The sequence below is a fragment of the Burkholderia sp. 22088 genome, from assembly GCF_052045915.1.
Classification (GTDB): Bacteria; Pseudomonadota; Gammaproteobacteria; order Burkholderiales; family Burkholderiaceae; genus Burkholderia; species Burkholderia cepacia.
This window is the reverse complement of record NZ_JBQEPY010000001.1, coordinates 146,543-169,262: the sequence shown is the minus strand read 5'-3', so window position 1 is coordinate 169,262 and position 22,720 is coordinate 146,543. Positions and strand designations below refer to the sequence as shown.

The following is a 22,720-nucleotide window of genomic DNA, read 5'->3' as shown; positions in this document are numbered from 1 at the left end:
GAGACGCCGTCGATGAACGAAGGAAAGAAGCACCACGCGCGGCATGCCGCCGCCGTGGCAGTCGCCTGCCTGCTGTCGCTCGGACAGGCGGCCCTGCATGCACAGGAAACGGCCGACGCCGCAAGCGCGGCCGCGGGCGTCGCGCTGCCGGCGGACCTCGCGAAAGTCGCGCGCGAGCCGGTCGCGCAGCAGGCGCGCTGGCTGCGCACGGCCGCACAGCGCGGCACGCTCGCGCAACTCGACGACGCGACGCTCACGGCGCTCTTCAAGGCACTCGATCCGCTCGCCGTGCCGCTCTATATCCGTAACGGCCCCAACGGCTATCCGTCGTACCAGTTCACGATGGTGCGTCAGGAGCGCATCAGCGGAAAGTGGTCCGATACGCCCGACCGCATGCTCGTGAAGACCACCCGCGAGCCGCTGCGCGTCTATGCGAAATGGCTGCCGGGCGGTGCGCATGCCGGACAGGAGACCATTTACGACACGACGCAGCGCAAGGACGAGATGTACGGGCACCTCGGCGGCCTGCTCGGCAAGATTCCGCTGTGGACGGCACTCGACGGCGCACTCGCACGCGCGCAGTCGAATCACCAGGTGAAGGATCTCGGTACCGAGTTCATCACGAACCTGTACCTGACCGAAGGGAAGAAATACGTGGAAGCCGGCGTGCAGCGGCCGACCGATGTGGAAGCCAGGACGATCGGCGGCGTGCGCGTGGTCGCGCTCACCTACGAAACACCGACCGGCCGGCCGCAGTTCTACGCGAAGAAGGAAGTCCTCGGGCTCGATCTGCACGCGCCCTATTTCCGGACCGTCGAGTCCTATGACAACGACGGCAAGATCTTCGAGCGGATCGTCATCGAGAAAATCGCGCCGGCGACGCTCGACGACACCGCATTCGACCCGAAAAACCCCGACTACGCGTTCTGATGCGCGCCGGCGGGGCTGGCCTCGGGCTCAATCGTCATCGTCGCCGCCATGGTGCCGGTGCCAATGCTTGTAATAGTGCTTGCGCCACTTGCGATAGCGATCGTCGTCCTCGTCGCCGTAGTAGCCGTATCCATAGCCCGGATAGGCGACCACGGCCGGCTGCGGCGCCACATAGACCGGCGCCGGCTCGACATAGACCGGCGCGACCGGTACGCCGATGCCGACCGACAGGTCGACATGCCCCGCCATCGCACTGCCGGAAGCCAGCAACGCCATGACCCCGACCCACCCTGCCCATCGTCTCTTGTCCATGTTCTCAATCCCTGATATACCGGCCCGCCCGGCTCGCGCAGCCAATGTACGCGTCGGGCGGGAACCAAGGTGATACGGCGCTGCGAGAGTCGTAACGCGGCGTAACGAAATGGCATTGGCCGTTCGGCCGAATCGCGAAAATGCGCTGGAACGTCTATAGTGGGTTACGGTTCGACACAATCACGACTGCGCGTTTCCCGATTGAACAGGGTAGAATCCCGCCAAACACCTTGTGGACGAACACGCCACACACACGCACAACATATTCTCTGACGCAGGCTCCTGCCGCACCTCAATGGCCAATCCCGCAGAATCCCATCCGCAAAACGACTTCATCAATTCGGCGCGCAAGGAACGTAAGCGCGTTGAAATCTATCTCGTCAACGGCATTCGTCTGACGGGGTGTATCGAGTCGTTCGACCAGTACCTGGTGATGCTGCGCACCCCCGTGGGTCTGCAAGGCATCTACAAGCGCGCGATTTCCACGATCCAGCTCGACACGGGCGGCTCGCGCCCGGGCGGCAGCGGCGGCCCCCGCGGGCCGCGCACCGGCGGGCGCCCGGGCGGCCGTGAAGGCGGCGGTCACAGCCCGTACGGCTCGCACGGCGGCCCGCGTGAATCGCGCGGCGACGGCGGCTACGGCTCCCGCGAACCGCGTGAAGGCTATGGCTCGCGCGAACCGCGCGAGGGTTACGGCTCGCGTGAGCCGCGTGAGGGCTACGGCGCCCCGCGCGAACCCCGTGAGCCGCGCGAAAGCTACGGCGCACCGCGCGATGCCGGCGATGCGTCCGGCAACGCTTCGCCGTCGGATTCCCGCGGCGGCAACGGGCCGGTGATCGTGACGCGCCGCCGGCGAATCGTGCCGGACGGCCAGTAAAACAAAAGGGCAAGCCAACCGGCTTGCCCTTTTTACTTGTGCGGCCGGCGCGGCATGTCGCCGCACCGCTGCCGGGTTCAGCGTGCCGTCGTCGGCAAACCGGCGTCGGCCTCCCGCTGCAACGAACGCACCTGCTGCTGCAACGCCCGCAGTTGCGACTGAAGCTCGGCCTGCTGCGCCTGCAATGCGGCCGTCTCGTTACGTACGCTCTTCTGACGATCCGCGACTGCCGCCTGCTGCTGGCGTGCGATCGAGATATCCGCCTGCAGACGCCGCGCGCGATCCTGCGTGACTTCGATCTGCTTGTCCATCTGCGCCTTCTGCGATTCCAGCTTCGCTGCCCGCAGTTCGTTTACGGCCAGCCGCTCCGCCTGGTGCGAGAAATCGCGGTAGATCGCTTCCGCACGCGATTCGTCGTAAGTCTTGATCACGCGCCAGAACGCCTTCTGCTGGAACAGCGCGACGAAATACGCACCGTCCTTTACGTTGAACAGCAGGCTCGCACCGTAGCTGCCGTTGTAGCTCGTGCGCATTTCCGTCAGCGAGTGTGCCTGGATCTGGCGCTGCAGGTCGTCGACCGTGCTCGGCCCCGTCGACTCACCTGCCTGCGGCTGCACCGACGTCTGGACCTGCGGATCGACCACCGGAATCGCGGCCACCGGCGCCGACGCCTGCTGTACTGCCGGCGACCCGCTGTCCGCCAGGCTCTGCGCATAAGCGCCCTGCATGCCTCCCACCACGGCGAGCAACACGCACGCCTTTCCCAACCCCGTCATATGGCTCATGAAGTTCTATTCCCGCCCGTGTCGTTGTAATTCAGCGCGATTTTATCTCATTAATTACTCACTTTCGCGGGTCTCGGGCTCCTCGTCAAAGATCTGATATTTGCGCATTTTTTCCCACAATACCTTGCGGCTGATACCGAGCTGCTGCGCCGTATCCTGACGCCGCCAGCCGTTGGCGTCGAGCGCCGCAATCACGCGGTTGCGCTCGTTCATGTCCCACTTGCTGCGATCGACGAAGACCTCGGCCGCGCTTTCCGCCGGTACCGGCTGCGCCGAACTGCGCGCATGCGCGATCAACCGCTGCAACCGCGCGGCATCCCACCCGCCCGTCTGCCGCACCGTCACACCGACGCGCTCGGCGAGGTTGCGCAGTTCGCGCACGTTGCCGGGGAAATAGCTGTCCGCGACCGAATCCGTCAGCCAGTACGGCAGATCGGACAACTGGGCGAGCCGTGCCTCGCCGACGACCTGTGCGACGAACGACTTGAACAGCGCGATCTTGTCGACGGCGCCGCGCTCTTCCAGCGACGGAATGCTCAGCTCGATCACCGCGAGCCGGTAGTAGAGATCGGCGCGGAACAGGCCATCCTTCACGAGTTGCGGCAGCTTCTTGTTGCTCGCCGCGACCAGGCGGAAATCGACCTTGACCGGCGACGTTGCGCCGACGCGCAGCACCGCGCCGTCCTCGAGCACGCGCAGCAGCTTGACCTGCTGGTACAGCGGCAGATCGCCGACTTCGTCGAGGAACAGCGTGCCGCCGCCCGCCTGCTCGAAATAGCCTTTATGCGCAACAACCGCGCCCGTGAACGATCCTTTCGCATGCCCGAAGAACAGCGATTCGAACAGGCCGTCGGGAATCGCACCGCAGTTCACCGGCACGAATTCGCCGTGCCGGTAGCGCGAATGCTTCTCGTGCAGCAGTTGCGCGATGCGCTCCTTGCCGACGCCGGTTTCTCCGTGCAGCAGCACGTTGGTGTCACAGTCGGCGAATGTATCGACTTCGTGCAGGAGTGCCTGCATCGATTCCGAGTGCGCGACGAGCTCGGTCGGATGCGACGTTTCGGCCGTATGCGCCCGCAGCTGCGTGACGAGCTTGCCGATCATGCCGCGCAGCTCGGCGCACGTGAAATCGAGCGGCAGGATGTGCGAATACTCGGGCGGATACTGCGACGCGTCGTGATCGCGCGCGGCGCCGACCCAGACGACCGGCATGCCGATGTTGGCCTGCCAGTCGCGCAGGAACGCTGCGCCGATTTCGATCATCGTCACGCTGATGATCGCCAGTGACGGCCGCAATGCGGCGCGCTCGGGCGAGATCTCCGCGTTGTCGGCGCGGATCACTTCGACGTCGAAGCTCGCCATGCACCGGGCGACGCGGTCGACAATGTCCGCCTTGCCTTCCCAGACGTACAGGTCGAGCTCTTCGATTGCGGGCGTGGTTCTCATCGGATGGTCTTGCTTCTCTAATTGCTGACTGTTTGCGCGACGCCGCAGGTCAGCGACATCTGATGCACCGTGGCGGCGCCAAGCTGGACGCCGAGCAGGTCCAGCAGCGGATCGATGATACCGTCGAGCGCGGTCAACAGCGGGCTCAGAACGGTGGTCAGGACCGACAACAGCGACGAAATGAAATCCGGCGTGATCGTGACCGAGATGAGCCCGAACAGCAGACTCACGGTCGGCGTGATCTGTGCGTTTTTCAGGCCCGCCAGCGCATTGTTCACCGCCGAACCCAGCGCATTCGTGTTGGTCGTCCAGTAGTACGACGGATCGCTGCCGCCGCGTCCGTAGAACGTATTGGTTGCCGGATTACCGGCCAGATCCACCGACACGTTGGAAACGGTCGCGGACACCTCGACTGCACCAGCCAAAACCAGGACGTCAAGCACCTTGGCTGGCGACGTGCAGCTATAGTTTGCCGGCAGGTTCAGCAGATTGCCGGACGTGAGCGGCGGCTGGCCGATGCAGAGATTGGCAACGCTCGGTTGAGCGGAAATCGTCGCGGAATTCGGGGACGTCAGGCAGTTGGTCGACAACAACGTCGCGCTTCCGGCGCCCAGTTGCACATAGAGCGGCAGATAGACGTTCGCGGAAACCACGACCGGCAGCGGGTTCACGCCCAGGTTGACGACGAGATACAGGCCGACCTGCGCATTCGTCGCGACCGTCCGCCACGCGCCGTTTTTATCCTTCCCGCCTTCGCCGACCGCGATGGTCGGTGGGCTGATGACCTGCGCCTGCAGTTGGACGATCGATACCGAGCTGCCGTTCGGCAACGTCAGCGGCACATTGGCGCCGATCACCACGCCGGGCTTGCCGGCCTGCGAGATCTGGGCCATCGCCATCACGAGATCGAGCACGTTAACGGTCGCGTCTGCCGCCGCCTGCGTATTCGCGAGCCCCAGCGTCAACAGCGACGTGGCGCCCTGTCCGGTCAGGCTCGCGACCTTGATCGCCGTGTTGCTGAGCAGGTTCAGGCCGAGCAGGTTGGTCAGTGCACCGGTTGCGCTTGTCTGCAGCGTCGTACCCAGCGTGGTCGACTTGTTGACGGCAGCCACCATCGCGTTGAGCAAGGTGCCGACCGACGCGTTGGCATTGACGAGCCCTCCGATCGTCCCGTTGCCGACCGACAGCGACTGCAGCGCGACGGCGATGTCGCCGAGCTTGACGTTCGCACAGGCGAGCCCCTGGTACGACACGAGATTGAGGTTCAGCGGCGTGCCGCTCTGCCCCTGCAGCAACGAGCCCAGCAACGCGTTCACCAGGCCGGGGTTCCCGCTTGGCACGCCCGAGCAGCCGACGCCGCCCACCGCGGCCAGCGTCGCGCCGATAGAAAAGGTATCGATGTTGGTCGCCTTCGCGGTCGACGTTGCAGTCACCGTACGTGTCGGCCCGAAGAAGAAATACGGCAGCGTCTTGGAGACCGTCACGCGCACCGCGTTCAACTGCGTCGCGAGCGGCACCGTCGATTTCGACGAATAGAAGGAACTCGCCGTTCCGGTCGCCGACGGTGCCCAGTAACCGCATTCGGCCGACAGCGACGTGGTGCCGCTGCCGTCAATCGTGAAGCCGTTTGTCGACGCGTTGCTCGTGGCCGCGGAGGTCACGTTCGCACATGTATCGTCGAGCTTCTGAACCGCAGCGAGTGCAGCAAGATCGGCCACGCGCTGCATGTCACGGCGCGTGAAAAAGACGTTGCCGATGTCGATCGAACCGAGAATCACCATCGACAGCAGTATCCACACGGCCGCCGTGACGACGACCGAACCCCGCTGCCGCCGCGGCGACGCGCGACCTGGTCCGGCCATCCGACTCGATGCATGTCGAGCAGTGCTCATCGCTGCTCCGCTCAATACGATTGCGATGAACTCTGTCCGCCGGACGATCCGTTGCCGTTCGTATTGACCGGCGACCCCATCGATTCCGGAATCTTGTGCTTGAACGATTCGAGATAGCGTTGATAGGAAAGCGATGCGGCATCGCCCAGTACCGGCAAAGCCGGGCCGGCCGCGCGCCCGTCACGCTGGAATGCAAGCAGCGCGTTGGTTGCATGACCGATTTCCGACGCGTCGGGCGCCGGCTGATCGCTATACGCCGCGGTTGCGGCCCCCATGAGCACGAGAAGCGCGACACCTTGGCGCACGCGTGCCACGCGACCTGGATTCTTGTTGTTCGTCATGTCAGTTCCCCCTATGCCCTTTTCATTGTGCAAACCGCTGCAGCAAAGGCGCAGTCGGATCGAATCCCTGGATGTTCGCAACCGGCGACGGACGCTTCGCGACATTCGAGCCCGACACGTCGACCACGCTTCCCGAACCGGTCGGCGTCAAAACGGAAGCCGAAGCCGGTGACTGGGACGCACGACGCCAGGTACGTGCCGCCGTGGCAATCTTCGTCGCGTCGTTGCGGATATCGTTGCGAACGTCCATCGACAGCTTCTGCTGCGCCATCAGCTTCTGCGCATCGTGGGTTCGGCCCGAGGCGAGCAGGTACAGCACCAGGTTGCTGATGATCTTCGGATTGCTCTGGTCAAGCTCGGCCGCCTTCATCAGCGGAATGCGCGCCCCCTCGATATCGCCGCAACGCAGCTTCGCGTAAGCGAGATCCGAAAGCGTCGATGCATCGGTCGGCGCCAGCACGGTTGCCTGCGACAACGCCTGCGCGGCGCGCGGAAAATCGCCCGCGCCGCCGGCAATCAGCCCGAGCCCGCGATAGCCGCGCGCGGCGAGCGTTGTGTTGAGCAACTGCGTATAGACCGCAGTGCTCGCGGCAGGCTGGTCCGTCATGCGCAATGCATCGGCGCGCAGCAGGATCGTTTGCGGCGACGCACCGTACTGTTTCTCGTATGCGTCGATATGCGCCAGCGACGCGTAATACAGCCCTTGAGCCTGCATCCGCTCGATCAGGCCGAGATACATGCCCGGCGTATCCGGCGCCGCCTGCTTCTGCGCCGCCGCGTCCATCAGCGCCGCGCGTTCCGCCTGCGGGCCGACGCCGTACCCGCTTTCCTTGAATGCCGAGCACGCGCCGAGCAAGCCCACCATTGCCAACACGCCCACCACTTTCACAATTTCATCGATGCGTCTCATCTTGCTTCCTTTACATCCCGGCATCAGGGCTGCGCCTGACTCAGCGCGCGCAACACGGAGATCATTCCCGGTCCGGCCGTCACGATCAGCAGTGCCGGCAGCAACGTCAGGATCATCACGCCCGTCATCTTTACCGTCAGCTTGCCGATCCGTTCGCGCAGCATCGCACGGCGCGCCTCGCGCAACCGGTCGCCGAACTGCTTGAGCGGCTCCTGTACCGCGCCGCCGTGCTTGTCGACCTGGATCAGCAGCCGCACGATCGCACGCAGATCCTCGTTCTCGAAACCGGACGACAGCCGCTGCAGCGATTGCTCGCGCGTCCGGCCGGCAGCGAACTGCCGCTGGGCGATTTCCATTTCCAGCGACAGCACGGGCATCATCCCCTTGAAGTCGTTCGTCAGGACCTGGATGCTCTGGTCAAGCGACAATCCGACGCCTTGCAGCAAGCGAAGCATGTCGACCAGCAGCGGCAGTTCGTCGATCACCGCCTGCCGGCGCTGTGCAGCACGACGTCGCAGGTACAGCTTCGGCAACATGAAGCCGGTGACGAGCGCAATGCCCCCACCCGCCCGCCATTGCGCGCCGGTCAGTTGAGAGCCCATCAGCGTGAGGAAAAGCAACGGCACGACGATCGCACAGGCGAGTCGCGCGCTCAGGAACAGTCCGCGGGTGCGCGTGTCGGCGTAGCCGCACTGCTCCAGCAGCAGCCGATCTTCGTCGGCGACAAGATACCGGCCCAGGCGGGTATCGAGCAGGCGCGCCCCGACCATCGACAGACGGTCCAGCCATTGCACAAGATACGATCGCCTGTCACCCGCATTCCGTCCTAACGGATTCTGCCGGGATTCATCGGACTCCTGTGCAGCGCGCGTACCCGCTGCCTCCAACGTCGCTGAGCGCCGCTCGAGCGCGCTGGCCAGCGTGCGATCGCTGCGCGTCTGCGCACTTGCGCGGCGTACTGCAAGCAGCGCCAGCAGCACGACGCCGAGTGCGCCGAGTGCCAGTGCGAGCGAACCGAGTTGATTGGCTGTCATGCCGTCACCTGAGCTTGGCCATGTGGTACAACCAGATCCCGCCCGCGAACTGCAGCATGAAGGCGATGAACAACAGCTGACGTCCCGTGTAATCGTTCCACATCGACTGGAGATAGAGCGGATTCGTCGCGATCACAAAGCTGCCGATCGCGATCGGCAACATGACCAGCACCCATGCGGACAGTCGCGTTTCCGACGACATCGCAGCCAGTTCCCGTTCGGCCTGCTCGAGATCGCGCATGAACGTCGACATCCGATCGAGCATGACGTCGGCGCGGCCGCCGTACCGGACCGAGAGCCGCAGCACCGAACCGACCAGTTCGAATTCCTTGGTTTGATAGACGCTCGCGATGTGTCCCATCGCACGATCGATCTCGACACCCGTGCGCAACATCCGCGATACGTGGTCCAGACAACCGCGCAACGGCGCCTCCGTTGTCAGCAGTGCCGCCTGGAACGCCGCCGGCACGCTGTTGCCGAGCGTGACGAGACGCACGATGCCGTCGAGAAACGACGGCAACTGGCGAACGATCGTCAGGCGACGCCGCTGAATGCGGGACACGAGCCAGAACACGAGCAGCGACGCGCCGCACACGAGCGCGGCGACGCAAGCCAGCCAGCCGCCCCGATTACCGGCGACGAGCCCGAGCGCGACCAACCCCAGCAGCGCGAGAAGCGCCTTGCCGCGCGCATCCTCGATGCCTGCACGGCTCGCCACGTTGACGAGGTATTCCGTACCGATCTCACGCCACTGCGCCCAGCGCGAAGCCGGCGCAGCGGACTGCGCGCGGGCCGCACCGGGCACAGACGCGACATTCTGGACCGGTCTCGCGTCAGGCTGAAGCGCACCCGCCGCTCGCGCGGCCGGCTCGATGCGGCTGTCGATGAAGCGCTGCACGTCGGCGCGGCCGCGTTTCACCTCGCCATGCCGCCACAGCATCAACGCGGCGGCAACGCAAAGGAGTGCCATTGCAAGCGCGCCAGCCATCAGGCTATACATTGAAACCCCCGCCGCCGCGGCCGAATCCGCTACCGAATCCGCCGCCACCGCTACCGCCAAAGCCCGCGGCCTGCAACGACTGACGGAAACGCGCGAGCTTCGGCGAATGCGGATGAATGCCGAGCGACTCCCAGTTGTCGACCTCTTCGCCCTCGGGTGTCACGCGCGCTTCGTAGCGATAGAGTTCCTGCGTCGCGATGATGTTGTCCGACAGGCCGGTCACTTCGGTAATCGAAAGAATCCGGCGTCGACCGTTCGACAGACGGCCGATCTGCACGATGAAGTCGATGGCATTCGCAATCTGCCGACGCAGGCTCGATTCCGTTCCCTGGAAACCTGCGAAACCGGCCAGCATCTCAAGACGATACAGACACTCGCGCGGCGAACTCGCGTGGACGGTGCCCATCGATCCGTCGTGCCCCGTATTCATCGCCTGCAGCATCTCGAGCACCTCGCCGCCGCGTACTTCGCCGACGATGATGCGATCCGGCCGCATCCGCAGCGTATTGCGCAGCAGGTCGCGGATCGTCACGACGCCGTTACCGTCGAAACCGCCCGGGCGGCTTTCGAGACGCACGACATGAGGGTGATTCAGCGACAGTTCTGCCGTGTCCTCGATCGTCACGACCCGCTCGTGCTCGGGAATGTAGAACGCCAGCGCATTGAGCAGCGACGTCTTGCCGGAACTCGTGCCACCCGACACGAGGATGTTGCAGCGCGCCTCGACCGCCGCTTCCAGCAACGTACCGATCTCCGTATTGAACGTGCCGTTGGCGAGCAGGTCGGCAGGTTTCAGCGGGTCCTTGCGGAATTTCCGGATCGATACGACCGGCCCGTCGATCGACAGCGGCTCGATCACGACGTTGACGCGTCCGCCGTCCGGCAGCCGCGCGTCGACCATCGGGTTCGATTCGTCGAGACGTCGGCCGATCGGCGCGAGGATGCGGCGCACGATCCGCAGCAGGTGCGCGTTGTCGGTGAAACGGATCGGCAGCTTCGCCAGGATGCCGTGGCGCGACACGTAGATGTCGTTGTAGCCGTTGATCAGGATGTCCTCGACGTGCGGATCGGCGAGCAGATCCTCGATCGGACCGAACCCGGCGAGCTCTTTCGTCAGCGCCTCCGCGATCGCCCTGACCTCGGTCTCGTTCAGCGGAATGCGCCGTAGACGCACGAAGCTGTCGATTTCCAGATCGACGAACTGGTTGATCGCCTGGCGCGACCAGCGGCCGAATTCGGCGCCGAGTTCCTCGATGCGCGTCAACAGATGCTCGTGCGCGGCATTCTTGATGTCGTGAAACTGCTGCGACTGGGAGAACGGCGCTGCGCCGTCGGCAAATTGGATGTCGTGTGCCATCGCTTACGATCGCCTGGACGAAGGTTGAATGAAACGCTTGAGGGCGGACAGGCCCAATGCACCGCGCTGGCCGGCGGAGATCGGGCCGGCCAGTCGATCTGCGAGCGGCTCGAGGGCACGCACATACGGATCGCGTTCGGCCGTTTCGACGATCAGCCGCCCCTGATTGGCCGCCTGGCCGATGGCCACGCGACGCGCCGGCAGCGTCGCCAGCAGCGAAATGCCGAGCCGCTCTGCGATCTGGGCCGGTGTCAGGCTCAGCGTCGCGTCGTACTGGTTGACGACGAGACGAATCTTGCCGATGTCGACGCCAGCATCGCGCAGCCCTTCCAGCAGGTCCACCGCAGAGACGATCGATGCGACGCCCTGGTCGCACACGAGCCACGCTTCGTCGGCCACGGCAGTGATCTGCGCAACGAATTCATGATTCGTGAATCCGCCGAGATCGACGATCTGCTGGTCGAAGAACGCGCGCAACCGGTTCAACAGGCCGACGCAAGCCGCATACGACACGTCGCGCAGGTCGGCGAGATTGGGCGGCAAGGTGGTCAGCGCGACGCCGCTCGCGTGACGCGTCAGCGCCGTGTTGACGAAGGTCCGGTCGATGCGCCGCAGGTTGCGCACGGCTTCGACGAAATGGAATTCGCAGCGCGTGTTGAGGAACAGCGCACTGTCTCCCGCGGGAAGCCCGAGGTCGACCAGCGCCGTCTGCCGCGCGTGAGGCGCGGCGACTCCGAACGCAGGCGTGCCCGCTTCCGGGGTGCCCGAACCCGTACGCTTGTGCAGCCACACCGACAGATTCGCGGCGAGCGTGCTGACGCCCATCCCCGCGCGAGCGCCGAGCAACGCGACGAGTTTGCCGTGCCGGTTGGCCGGTTCGGTACCGGTATGCTCGAGCAACCCGCGGGTGATCCGCAAAGCGTCCTCGGCACTACCGGACACGTCGATGAAATCGCGTACGCCAGCCCGCAGTGCCGCAAGCGCGCTTTCCGGCTCCGAAAGCGTGCCGAGCGCGACGACCGGCAGGCCCGGATGGGCGAGCCGCACGGCCGCCGCAGCAGCGCTCGCCGCGCCCTGCGCACGGGAAAAATCGATGAATACGATCGCAGGATTGAGCCCCGTGATGCGCTGGCTCAGCGCACCCGGTTCAAGCGACAACGCTTCCACCGTGCCGGCCGACACCAGTGTCTCGCCCAGCCAGCGGGCATGCTCATCCTGCTGCGATGCGCACACGAAATAATCGGTCACGGCAGGCTCAGCCAACGATAGGGTTCTCGCGTTCATGTTGAACACCCCCGGTTACATATCGCGCGACATCTCGTCCCGCATTCATTTCGAAAATCCGGGCGCTGCATCGGGTGATGCGATACCGCCAAGATACGACCGCCACACCGGCCCATCGCGCTGTTCGGACAGTTCGCCCGGCGTAGTCGGCAACGGCGCGCCCTTCGCGATCGGCGCAACGAGATGCGGCGTCACGATGATCACCAGCTCCTTGTCGTTCTGCTGATAATTCAGCGACTTGAAGAAGGCGCCGATGATCGGCAGATCGCCCAGGACCGGCACCTTGTTGATGTTCGACATCGTTTCGCGGTCGATCAGGCCGCCAATCACGAAGCTTTCCCCGTCACCCAGCTCGACCGTCGTATCGGCGCGACGGGTCGTGATCGCCGGCACCGATACGCTGTTGATCGTGACGCCATGCTGGAAGTCGAGCTGGCTCGATTCCGGCGCCACCTTGAGCGCGATGCGGCGCTGGCTCAGCACGGTCGGTGTCAGGGTGAGGCCGACGCCGTACTGCTTCCAGTCGATTGCCGTGGAGCCAAGCGCCTGCGGCACCGGCACGGGAATCTCGCCGCCGGCGAGGAAGCTCGCGCTTTGCCCGGACAACGCCACCAGGGTCGGCTGCGCAAGTACGCGGGCAAGGTTGTTCGCCTCGAGAATCGAAATATTGCCGAAGATGCCGCGGCCCGCCGAATTCACCACCAGGTTGAACGCGGACGCGATCGGAATGCCGGCAGTCGCCTGGAACGCCGCCGTTCCGCCACCAGTCACCGACTGGAGACCGCCCGGCGCAAATGCGCCGAATGCGAATCCGTTGCTTTGCTTGAAGAAATTCAGCCCGGCTTCCTTCAGCACCGAGCGGCTGAATTCGACGACCCGCACGTCGACTTGCACAACGCTCCGGTTACCGACTGTCGACGTATCGATCACGGTCGCATCTTTGCCGCCCATCCGCTTGCCGACTGCAACTGCCCGCTCATGCGCGTCGAGCGAAGCCGCCGAGCCCGACACGACAGCGGCACCGCCGTACGCCTTCACGGACGGTCCCGCGCCGTCCAGCACGGCCTGCGCGGCCGCATCGACGACATTGACATTCCACACCGTCGGCTCGTCGCGCCCCCGCTCCCACAGCATCACGTTCGTCGAACCGGGAGCCTTCGCAACCAGCAGTACGTTGCCGGCGCGACTGCCCTTCATGACCAGCACGTCGACGACCGAAGGATCGCCCACCGCGATCCGCTGCAACGTACGGCCGGTAGCGACCTGCCGCTGCGAGCCGACCGCAAGATCAATCGACCCGTTTGCGCCGGCAGCCTCGGCCAACACGGCGAAGGTCATGGCCCAGATGGCAATCGCGTATGCAATCAGTTTTTTTGTCATTGTTTCGGAGACCGTCGTACGGCCTTCTCCCTTCCGTTACTGCTGTCGATGACCGTGCTTGGATTGTCAATAAGCGACCGTTTCGGTCCGCCCACCCCGGATCACTTCAATGCTGCTTCCGCCTTCGCGCGCGACGATCGGCGCACGCGGGGCACGCGGCGGCGCCTGCACGCGGGGTGCGGTGCGCGCACGCCCACCCGACAGTTCATCGAGCCATACGCCGGCGGCCGCCTGGCCGGAAGGCGTCAGATCGCCGGCCGTGCGGATCGCAACCGTCTGTGCCGCGACCTCGTCGTCGCGCGGATTGCGGAGCGCGAGCGTCAGGCGGCCGCTCGCTTCCGCGAGCGTCAGTGCATCGACCTGTGCCGTCGGCACCGCGAGCACGGCGGTCCGTACCGCACCACCCGGGCCACCGCTACCGTCGCGGTCGGGCGTCGCGTCGCCGAACGACAGGATCCGCAGCTTCGACATCAGCAGTCGCGCCTGTGAATTGGGAATTTCCGATCCGGCTTGCGCCATCCCCGAGTTGTCGCGTCGCAAATTCAGGAACACGTCGACAAAGTTGCCGGGGCGCAACCGGTTTCCGACCGCATTCGTCTCGTCGACCTTGATGGCCACGGCCCGCTCGCCGGGCGCCACCTGGTTCGCCAGCCCTGACGTCAAGCCGCCCTCGACGACCGGCGCGGCGGCAAGGATGTCGTTCGCCGGGATGCGACCGACCAGCAGCGACGGATCGCTGAATCCGCCAGTCGGCATCATCGGTGCCGACGCCAACTTCAGCGCATCGACCGGAATCGGTTGACCGGCCGGCAACAGACGCGTCGCCACGACCACCGGCACCGTCTGGACCATTGCCGCGGCAGGCACCGCGGCCGGCGGATGGGCCGGAGCGCGGCCGAGCATCCACGCATAGATCCCGAGCAGCACGGCGAGCGCAATCAGCAGCCCGGCGATGATCTTCGTCAAGTTGTTGCCCATGGTGAATGTTGAGTGCCGTAAATGTTGTTATGTCGACATGTGAACGCCGCTTGCGCCTGTTGCCGCGCACTGGCCGGCGTCCGTTTCATAAAATGGTCGCCGGATTGATCTGCACGGTTGCCGTGCCGGTCAACTGCGTCGGCGTAACGAGCCCGAGCAAGGGCAGCGACGGAACCAGCGGATTGGTCTTGTACGGATACGTCACCGTGACCGTCACGCAATACATGGTCGCGTCGTAACTGCATGCCCCCGACACGGGTGTCGGAATCTGAACGTTGGCCAGCCACGACGTCAGCCCGATCGCGGTCGACTGTGCCGCCTTCGCCCGGTCGGTCAGCGCCTGCGCCCCCGACCCGTTGGACTCGTAGACATAATTCAGCGCCGTGCGCGCACCTTCGGTCGCAGCAAGCGTCAAGCCTTGCTGAACCGCGAAGATCAGCCCGAACGTCACGATCGCATACATGATCAGGAAGAACAGCGGAAACACCAGCGCGAACTCGACCGCCGTCGCCCCCTTCTGACGCCGCCATGACCGTAGCTGGTACTGTCGCTTCATTGCAGCCCCCCGGTAACGACGAGATAGGCCAACCATATCGCTGCCGGAGCGACAAGACAGGCTGCGTAAGGTGTTGCCCGCCGTGCGCCGAGCGAGAGCGTCGGCGAACCGCGCGACCACAGCGCGCCCAGCGACGTATGGGTCAGCGTCATCAGCGCGAGGACATGTATACCGGCCGCAAGACTGGCGACAACCCACAGCCATGGCAGTATCGACAAACCGCACCACGCGCCGAGAACCGCAAACACCTTTACGTCCGCCGCGCCCATGACGCGAAATGCAAAAAGCGGGAAAAAGCTCACGAAACCGACGAGCATGCCGATCAATGCCTGCTCGACTGAAACACGAAACGGATTTGCATCAACCAATGCGCTGCCAAGCGCCGCCAAAAGCCCGACGACGACAAGCGGATTCCGAACAAGCCGAAATCGAATATCACCGACGGCAACGAGCGTCGCCCAGGCAAAAAAAATGCTGGTGCTGAGAAGATGTGCCATATCGCGATCGACCGACCAAGTCGACGTAAGGGCGAGCGGTCCGCAAAAACGGACCGCTCGCCGCCCACCGGACTACCGAGGATCAGCCGCCCGGCAACGAACTGGCAATCGTGGAGAACAGCGTCGAGATCTTGGTGCCGATAGTGGTGACACTACCGATGATCAAGGCCGCAATCAGACCCGCAATCAGACCATACTCGATCGCGGTAACCCCGTCTTCTTCCTTAAGGAAGCGCTTGATGAGTGCTTTCATTTTATTCCTCGTGCCTGTATTTACGTTCTTTGGCCTTTTATACGTATACATCCCCGCATATCCGGCCGGTTGCCCCGCGCTGTTCGCCACATCTGCTGTAACGACAACCAGGTGCACTTTCTTTATAGATTGCCCCGAGGGGCATGGCTCACCATTTGATGCAAGTTAACATTCGCGATAGCAACCCTCCTCGAACGTTGTGTACCGAACCGTACATTTCCTTACATCTGCTCCGGATTCTATATCCGATCCTATTTAAGTTCCAACCTCTTTTAACGACTTGGATCGAAAAAAATGACCGTGAGCACAGCGTATTTGTACGGCGTTTCGGTACGACTTACACATAGGATTTACGATAGGTTAGATGTGCACACCTAATCCACCTGTAAAACAGTTGCCTCGTCCACCAAGCCTGCGCGGCCTCCCACGTTACGTCGCACGCGTAACGCCAATGTTGTGACGTTACGTTACGAAACGATCGAAATCGTTCTCATTCGTCCGCACTTAAACAGATTCAACAATCTTTCAATTCCCGTAACTTCCTTTTCCGACAAGGAATTGCCCCGTTTAAAACCTGTTGCCGAACCGTCGGGCATCGAAATGGCACGACAGTTGCAGAGTAGTCCTCGCACCACTCAACACAACGCAGTTCACAACACATTTTAATGCGAGGACAAAATGGACATTAAGGTTATCCCTCATGGCGTGTTCCGGACGACTCTGATCGCGGCCACCGTTGCAGCCATGCTTTCCCTCTCCGCGTGCGGCGGCTCGGGTTCCATCAGCCAGGGTCTTGGCGGCGGCTCGAGCTCGGGCGGCGGCGATACGATCTCCACGTCCGGCACGAGCGGCACATCGGGCACGTCGGGCACGAGCGGAACTTCGGGTACGAGCGGCACCAGCGGCACCTCGGGTACGAGCGGTACGTCCGGCACAAGCGGGACCTCCGGTACCAGCGGTACGTCGGGCACGAGCGGCACGTCCGGTACTTCCGGCACGTCGGGCGTGTCGTCGAACCCAGTGGGAACTGTCCTCGCAAGCAGCAGCAACATCTTGACGGGTGTCGGCGGAACCGTCTCGGGCCTCGGTTCCGTCATCGGCAGCCAGACGCTGCCGGGCGTCAACCCGGCCACCACACAAGCCGCGGGCGGCATCGTGCAAAGCGTCGGCGGCGCAGTGACCGCACTCGGCAATGGCCTCGGCAACGGTCTCGGCCAGCTCGGCGCGACGAAGGATCCGGTCGGCACCACGCTCGCCAGCACGGGTGGCGTGGTCAACCAGCTCGGCAGCGCAGTCACGCAAACGGGGACCCTGGTCTCGAGCCTCGGCAGCGGCCCGCTCTCGCCGCTCGCACCGGTCACGGGCGCCGTCGGCGGCCTCGTGTCGACGCTCGGCGGTGCCGTCTCGAACGGCGGCAACACCCTGACCAACGCACTGTCGACCGGCCCGATCCAGCAGGTCACGCAGACGGTCAGCTCGGCCATCACGCCGATCACGACGATGGTCGGCCAGACGACCCAGACGATCGGCACGGCAACCGGCCTCGGCGCGCCCGTCAACACGCTGCTCGGCACGGTCGGCAACGGCCTGAACCAGGCCGGCGCCCTGCTCGCGTCGACGGGCGGCAACCCCGTCACGACCGGTCTTGGCAACACGGTCTCGTCGACGGGCAACACCGTGAAGGCCGTCGGCGGCCTGCTCACGGGTGGCACCGGCGGCGTAACCAACCCGCTCGCGCCGCTCACCGGCCTCGTCTCGACGGTCACCGGCGCACTCGGCGGCGCAACGGGTGGCGGCAGCGGCCCGCTCGCCCCGGTCACCGGCCTCGTTTCGACAGTGACCGGCGCACTCGGCGGCGCAACGGGCGGCGGCAGCGGTCCGCTCGCCCCGGTCACCGGCCTCGTCTCGACGGTCACGGGCGCACTCGGCGGCGCAACGGGCGGCGGCAGCGGCCCGCTCGCACCGGTCACCGGCCTCGTCTCGACGGTCACGGGCGCACTCGGCGGCGCAGCAGGCGGCAGCGGCGGCCCACTCGCACCGGTCACCGGTCTCGTCTCGACGGTCACGGGCGCACTCGGCGGCGCAGCAGGCGGCAGCGGCGGCCCGCTCGCACCGGTCACCGGTCTCGTCTCGACGGTCACGGGCGCACTCGGCGGCGCAACAGGTGGCAGCGGCGGCCCGCTCGCGCCGGTCACGGGTCTGCTCGGTACCGTGACGGGCGCCCTCGGCGGCGCAACAGGCGGCGCCGGCGGCAGCAGCCCGCTCGCCCCGGTGACGAACGTCGTGTCCACGGTAACGAGCGCGGTCGGTGCCCCGGCATTGACCGGCGGCACGGGCGCCGTCACGAACTCGGGCTCGGCGTCGAATCCGCTCGCACCGGTCACGTCGCTGATCGGCGGCCTGCTCGGTGGCACGCACGGCAAGTAAACCAACATCCATCAATCGACAAGACAGCGAGGAGTCAATCATGTCCCAGCAACGCTCTCTCACGACAGCCGCCCTGCACCAGTGGCGCGTGCCCCTCACGGCCTTCGCCGCAGCCTGCCTGCTGGCCGCCTGCGGCGGCGGCGGCGTGAGTTCGCCGCCGACCAGCAGCAACAACAACCCCAGCAGCACGAGCGGTACACCGAGCACGAGCGGCACCAGCGGCACGTCCACCGGCACCAAGGGCGTCGTCAGCACGGTTGGCCAGACGGCCACCGACCTCGGCAGCACGGTCGGCAACATCACCGTGCCCGGCCTCGGCGACGGTGTGACGAAGGGCGTCGGCAGCACGCTCTCCAGCACGGGCACGATCGTCGGCGCAGCTGCCGATGCCGTGAGCAACGGGCTGGGACAGATCGGTACCACTAAGGATCCGGTCGGCACGACCGTCGCAGGCCTCGGCAACGTGGTCGGCGCGACGAGCAACACGGTGTCCGGCCTGAGCTCGACGGTCAAGGCGCTCGGCACGGGGCAACTCGCGCCGCTCGCGCCCGTCACGACCCCGGTCGGTACCGTGCTCGACACGGTGGCCAATGGCCTGACGGCTGCCGGCACGACGATCGGCTCGACGCTGTCGTCGGGCGCCGTGCAGCAAGTGACGCAGCCGCTCAGCTCGGCGATCACGCCGCTCGTGATCACCGCGGGCCAGGTCACGCAACAGGTCGGCACGACGACCGGCCTAGGCCAACCTGTCTCGGGCCTGCTCGGCCAGGTCGGCGGCGCGATCAGTTCGGCCGGCAAGCAGGTTGGCGGCACGTCGAGCCAGCCGCTCGTCGGCGACGTCGGTCAGCTCGTGACGGCGGTCGGCAACACCGTGACCAACGCGGGCGGCCTCGTCAACCCGAACGGCCCGAACGGCGCGGCGCCGATCCCCGGCCTGATCACGAGCCTCGTCGGCGGCTCGACGGCGACCGTGCAGAACGGCACGTCGTCGGGTTCCGGCTCGACGAATCCGCTCGGCGGCCTGCTGTCGGGTCTCGGCTCGACGCCGCTCGGCTCGCTCACGGGTGCACTCGGCGGCGCGACCGGCGGTTCGGGCAGCAGCCCGCTCGCGCCCGTCACGGGCCTCGTCTCCACCGTTACCGGCGCACTGAGTGGTGCGGCGGGCGGTAGCGGCGGCCCGCTCGCCCCCGTCACGAATCTCGTGTCGACGGTCACGGGCACGCTCGGCGGCGCAGCGGGTGGCGCAGGCAGTGCAAACCCTCTCGCGCCTGTCACCGGTTTGCTGAATACTGTCACCGGAGCAGTTGGTGGCGCAGCGGGATCCGGGGGAGCGAGCCCGCTCGCGCCGGTCACGTCGCTGGTCGGCAGCGTCACGGGAACGGCAACGTCGGGCGGCGGCTCGACGGGCCTGCTGGCACCGGTAACGGGGTTGCTGGGTACGCTGGGTAGCGTTGGCAAGTAAGGAGGACGGTCGCACCTTCGCAGCCGGAGCGGATGGTACGACCGTACAAACACAACCGGCATTGCGGCACGCGGCGCGCGGCACCCTGGTGTCGCGCGCCGGCATTACAAAGAAGACGAAAAGCAAGGCCTACGAGGAAGAACAATGAAATCCAGACTCGACAGATGGATGATGCTGCTCGCCGCCATCGCGGCAGCCAGCACGGCACAGGCACAAACACGCGTCGGCGGTAACCCGCTCGACTCCCTGCCCCAGATCAACGCGCCGAAAACCGGCCCGAACGTAACCGTGCAGGTCGCGCCCCAGGCGCCGCAACTGCAGGAGTTGCTGTCGCGCCACCTGACACCGACGACATTCCAGGTCGAAGGCGTAAAGTCGGTACCGTTCGAGGAAATCTCGCGTCGCTTCACCCCCCTCGTCGGCAAGGACATAACAATCGGCGATCTGATCGAAACCGCCAACGGCGTGACGAAGCTTTACCAGGAACGCGGTTACGCGCTGTCGTTCGCGTTTGTTCCCGCGCAGACGTTCGAGAACGGTGTCGTGCGCATCACGGTTGTTGAAGGCTATGTGTCGGACGTCAAGGTCACCGGCAAGCCCGGGGCAATGGAATCGAAGATTCGCGCGATCGCAGCGCATATCACCGACGATCGCCCGCTGCGCCGCGCAACGTTCGAGCGCTACGTGAACACGTTCGGCCTCTTGCCCGGCCTCACGGTGAAGGCGAACGTACCACCACCGCAAACCACCGACGGCGCCACGACGCTCGAACTTGCCGTCGACCGCAAGGCATTCAACGTCAGCACCGGTATCGATTTCAACCACCCGGGCGTACAGGGCCTCATCACCGCGACCGAAAACGGCCTCACGAAGTTCGGCGAGCAGCTGAGCATCTCCGCACTGGCGCCGCCGGGGCGTGACAAGCAGACCTACTTCGCGTTCAGCGGCGCGGTGCCCGTCGGCAGCAGCGGCCTGATCACGCGCCTCGATGCAAGCACCTATCGCGGCAAGCCTACTGACAATCCGGGCCTGCCGTCGTCCGTCGAACGCACCGTCAAGAACGAGAAGCTTGGTCTTTCGGCATCCTATCCGATACTGCTGAACAACCAGCGCAGCCTGCTCGGCACTGTGTCGGGTTATGCCGCACACAACGAAGACCGCTACCAAAGCCAGACCAACGGCAATACCCTCGAAAACCGGTCACAGGTCCGCGTGATGCAATTGCAGCTCGACTACACGAGCGTCGAACCGAAGCAGGTGCGAAAACTGAGCGTCAACGTCGCCAAGGCATTCGACATCCTCGGTGCATCGAAATCGCAGACTGGCGTGGTTAACGGTGTGGGGATTACATACGCCGACCCGACGTCGCTGACCTTCGTCCGTACCGGCGCGACCTTCACGCAAACCAACGAATGGCCGTTCCGGATCGGCACGTCAGTCTCGCTGACCGGGCAATACAGCCCTGACTCACTGCCGACGTCCGAGCAGATCTCGTTCGGCTCGACGCGCTACGCGCTCGGCTATCAGCCGGGCGAAGCGTCGGGCGACTCGGGATGGGGGATGTCGCTGGAGGTCAACCGCGGCTTCACGCCGGGCTGGACGTATATGAAGTCCGTGACGCCGTACATCGCCTACGACATGGCGCGTGTGTACCTGCATTCAGGCACGCCGTCGCCCAACCGCATGTCGTCGGTCGGCATCGGTGTGCGTTTCACGGACAGCCGCTTCTACAGCCTCGACCTGAGCGTCGCGAAGCCGGTGGGTGACGCGCCAGTCGAAAGCGCATCACGCAGCCCGCGCATCAACGCCGCATTCTCGTATCAGCTCAACTGATCGGTCACCAAACAGCCCGCGCCATGCGGGCTGTTTCGATTAGAGCCCCCTCTATCAAACGTGGCGCGCGGTTTCACGTATTCTGGCAAAGCTCGCAACATGCCCGCCCCATGCAGACGGTCGTGCGGGCAAATCAAACACGACATGCAAAACAAGGAGGACGACAATGATTCAACTGACCCGCCCGTTGCGTGCAATCGCCATCGCCGGCGCACTGCTGGCTTGCGCCGCCCCCACGTTCGCACAGGCAGACAGCCCCATCGGTATGTGGCAGACGATCGACGACAACACCCATCAGCCGAAGGCACTCGTGCAGATCGCCGAGGACGGCGACGGTGCGCTGACCGGCAAGGTCGTCAAGGGCCTCGGCGCGAACGATACGCCTGATCGCCGCTGCACCGCCTGCACGGACGAGCGCAAGGATCAGCTCATCAAGGGCATGACGATCATCAAGGCGATGAAGAAGGAAGGCGACCACTGGGACGGCGGCAACATTCTCGACCCGGAGAACGGCAAGGTCTACAAGTGCAAGATGACGCTTGAAGACGGCGGCCAGAAACTCGTCGTGCGCGGTTATATCGGCGTATCGCTGCTCGGCCGGTCGCAGACCTGGGTTCGCCAACAATAACGCGGCGCGCGCTGAAACGCGCGGCTCAACGAAAAAACCGGCCTGACGATGAATTCGTCAGGCCGGTTTTCTTTTGGTGCGCGCGTCGGCACAAACAACGCAGTAAACAGCGGACATCAGGCTGCGTGCTTCATCGCATCCGGCGCATAACTGCCCGGTGTGCGACCCACGGGTACCACGCCGCTACGCGCTTCCGCCGCCTTCGATTGCGTATGCTTGCGCATCCGCACCGACAATTCGTTGCACAGGTTCACGCCCGAGTCGCCGTAGAGTTCACGCATCACGCTCATCAGCGTGCCCGTCTCATGCCAGACCTTGAAGCGCCGATGGCACGTCTGATACGAAGGGTAACGGCGCGGCATCGCCGACCACGTTGCGCCGCTGTAGATGACCCAGAGCACGCCGTTCATCACGGCACGGGTATTGGCCAGCGGCCGGCCGCGCAACTCGGTGCGCGGCTGCATTTCGGGCAGAAGCGGCGCGACGCGGCGCCACTCGTGGTCGGTCAGATCGCGATACGGTGTCATGGACATCTCCA

The 22,720-nt window shown here is 64.9% G+C and carries 22 protein-coding genes; 6 read left to right on the top strand and 16 right to left on the bottom strand.

What is annotated here, in order from left to right; genetic code table 11:
* The first annotated feature begins 12 nt into the window (after positions 1-12).
* On the top strand, positions 13-930 hold the full coding sequence (locus ACTJLD_RS00740; RefSeq protein ID WP_059623575.1) for a DUF1571 domain-containing protein: 918 nt from the start codon (positions 13-15) through the stop codon (positions 928-930).
* A 27-nt stretch (positions 931-957) separates the two neighbouring features.
* Here the strand turns inward: ACTJLD_RS00740 and ACTJLD_RS00735 are convergent, their stop codons facing one another.
* The gene (locus ACTJLD_RS00735) at positions 958-1,242 is read right to left on the bottom strand and encodes a PXPV repeat protein (RefSeq protein ID WP_060084806.1); all 285 of its coding nucleotides are present in this window, start codon (positions 1,240-1,242) and stop codon (positions 958-960) included.
* Positions 1,243-1,537: 295 nt separating this feature from the next.
* On the opposite strand from ACTJLD_RS00735, the gene hfq reads away from it, so the two are divergent.
* Positions 1,538-2,119: an RNA chaperone Hfq gene (gene hfq, locus ACTJLD_RS00730; protein ID WP_048020710.1), complete on the top strand. Its 582-nt coding sequence runs from the start codon at positions 1,538-1,540 to the stop codon at positions 2,117-2,119.
* Positions 2,120-2,196: 77 nt separating this feature from the next.
* Here hfq and ACTJLD_RS00725 read toward each other — a convergent pair whose 3' ends face one another.
* From ACTJLD_RS00725 to ACTJLD_RS00660, 14 genes are all read right to left on the bottom strand, one after another.
* The gene (locus ACTJLD_RS00725) at positions 2,197-2,904 is read right to left on the bottom strand and encodes a DUF2968 domain-containing protein (protein ID WP_027787660.1); all 708 of its coding nucleotides are present in this window, start codon (positions 2,902-2,904) and stop codon (positions 2,197-2,199) included.
* Between the two features lie 54 nt (positions 2,905-2,958).
* A complete protein-coding gene (locus ACTJLD_RS00720; RefSeq protein ID WP_048020714.1) occupies positions 2,959-4,350 on the bottom strand; it encodes a sigma 54-interacting transcriptional regulator in 1,392 nt (463 codons plus the stop codon).
* 17 nt (positions 4,351-4,367) lie between these two features.
* Positions 4,368-6,242 (bottom strand): TadG family pilus assembly protein, encoded by a 1,875-nt coding sequence (locus ACTJLD_RS00715; protein ID WP_060358183.1) that lies wholly within the window; start codon positions 6,240-6,242, stop codon positions 4,368-4,370.
* An 11-nt stretch (positions 6,243-6,253) separates the two neighbouring features.
* The gene (locus ACTJLD_RS00710; RefSeq protein WP_440657645.1) at positions 6,254-6,616 is read right to left on the bottom strand and encodes a DUF3613 domain-containing protein; all 363 of its coding nucleotides are present in this window, start codon (positions 6,614-6,616) and stop codon (positions 6,254-6,256) included.
* Complete coding sequence (locus ACTJLD_RS00705; protein WP_027787664.1) at positions 6,606-7,493, bottom strand: tetratricopeptide repeat protein; 888 nt, start codon at positions 7,491-7,493, stop codon at positions 6,606-6,608. The genes ACTJLD_RS00710 and ACTJLD_RS00705 overlap by 11 nt, the downstream gene beginning before the upstream one ends.
* A gap of 23 nt (positions 7,494-7,516) precedes the next feature.
* Positions 7,517-8,527: a type II secretion system F family protein gene (locus tag ACTJLD_RS00700; RefSeq protein ID WP_124816530.1), complete on the bottom strand. Its 1,011-nt coding sequence runs from the start codon at positions 8,525-8,527 to the stop codon at positions 7,517-7,519.
* A gap of 4 nt (positions 8,528-8,531) precedes the next feature.
* Complete coding sequence (locus ACTJLD_RS00695; RefSeq protein WP_027787666.1) at positions 8,532-9,527, bottom strand: type II secretion system F family protein; 996 nt, start codon at positions 9,525-9,527, stop codon at positions 8,532-8,534.
* Positions 9,520-10,884 carry a CpaF family protein gene (locus ACTJLD_RS00690; RefSeq protein ID WP_060358187.1) on the bottom strand — a complete coding sequence of 455 codons (1,365 nt, stop codon included), beginning with the start codon at positions 10,882-10,884 and terminating at the stop codon, positions 9,520-9,522. The genes ACTJLD_RS00695 and ACTJLD_RS00690 overlap by 8 nt, the downstream gene beginning before the upstream one ends.
* 3 nt (positions 10,885-10,887) lie before the next feature.
* On the bottom strand, positions 10,888-12,168 hold the full coding sequence (locus ACTJLD_RS00685) for a fimbrial protein (RefSeq protein WP_060372658.1): 1,281 nt from the start codon (positions 12,166-12,168) through the stop codon (positions 10,888-10,890).
* Positions 12,169-12,213: 45 nt separating this feature from the next.
* Positions 12,214-13,548 (bottom strand): type II and III secretion system protein family protein, encoded by a 1,335-nt coding sequence (locus ACTJLD_RS00680; protein WP_027787669.1) that lies wholly within the window; start codon positions 13,546-13,548, stop codon positions 12,214-12,216.
* A 66-nt stretch (positions 13,549-13,614) separates the two neighbouring features.
* Positions 13,615-14,526, bottom strand: a complete 912-nt coding sequence (gene cpaB, locus ACTJLD_RS00675) for a Flp pilus assembly protein CpaB (RefSeq protein WP_060358188.1) — start codon at positions 14,524-14,526, stop codon at positions 13,615-13,617.
* Positions 14,527-14,611: 85 nt separating this feature from the next.
* Positions 14,612-15,082: a TadE/TadG family type IV pilus assembly protein gene (locus tag ACTJLD_RS00670; protein ID WP_027787671.1), complete on the bottom strand. Its 471-nt coding sequence runs from the start codon at positions 15,080-15,082 to the stop codon at positions 14,612-14,614.
* Positions 15,079-15,579 (bottom strand): A24 family peptidase, encoded by a 501-nt coding sequence (locus tag ACTJLD_RS00665; protein WP_027787672.1) that lies wholly within the window; start codon positions 15,577-15,579, stop codon positions 15,079-15,081. Before ACTJLD_RS00665 ends, ACTJLD_RS00670 begins: the two co-directional genes overlap by 4 nt.
* 82 nt (positions 15,580-15,661) lie before the next feature.
* On the bottom strand, positions 15,662-15,832 hold the full coding sequence (locus tag ACTJLD_RS00660; protein WP_027787673.1) for a Flp family type IVb pilin: 171 nt from the start codon (positions 15,830-15,832) through the stop codon (positions 15,662-15,664).
* A 678-nt stretch (positions 15,833-16,510) separates the two neighbouring features.
* Between ACTJLD_RS00660 and ACTJLD_RS00655 the strand changes: the two genes are divergently transcribed.
* From ACTJLD_RS00655 to ACTJLD_RS00640, 4 genes are all read left to right on the top strand, one after another.
* Positions 16,511-18,259 (top strand): collagen-like triple helix repeat-containing protein, encoded by a 1,749-nt coding sequence (locus ACTJLD_RS00655; RefSeq protein WP_440657643.1) that lies wholly within the window; start codon positions 16,511-16,513, stop codon positions 18,257-18,259.
* A 40-nt stretch (positions 18,260-18,299) separates the two neighbouring features.
* Positions 18,300-19,721: a collagen-like triple helix repeat-containing protein gene (locus ACTJLD_RS00650; RefSeq protein WP_124546722.1), complete on the top strand. Its 1,422-nt coding sequence runs from the start codon at positions 18,300-18,302 to the stop codon at positions 19,719-19,721.
* A gap of 144 nt (positions 19,722-19,865) precedes the next feature.
* On the top strand, positions 19,866-21,554 hold the full coding sequence (locus ACTJLD_RS00645; protein ID WP_440657640.1) for a ShlB/FhaC/HecB family hemolysin secretion/activation protein: 1,689 nt from the start codon (positions 19,866-19,868) through the stop codon (positions 21,552-21,554).
* Between the two features lie 166 nt (positions 21,555-21,720).
* Positions 21,721-22,182, top strand: coding sequence for a DUF2147 domain-containing protein (locus tag ACTJLD_RS00640; protein ID WP_039358973.1), 462 nt, complete (start codon positions 21,721-21,723; stop codon positions 22,180-22,182).
* Positions 22,183-22,298: 116 nt separating this feature from the next.
* Here the strand turns inward: ACTJLD_RS00640 and ACTJLD_RS00635 are convergent, their stop codons facing one another.
* Positions 22,299-22,709, bottom strand: a complete 411-nt coding sequence (locus ACTJLD_RS00635; RefSeq protein ID WP_060062458.1) for a transposase — start codon at positions 22,707-22,709, stop codon at positions 22,299-22,301.
* Positions 22,710-22,720 lie beyond the last annotated feature (11 nt).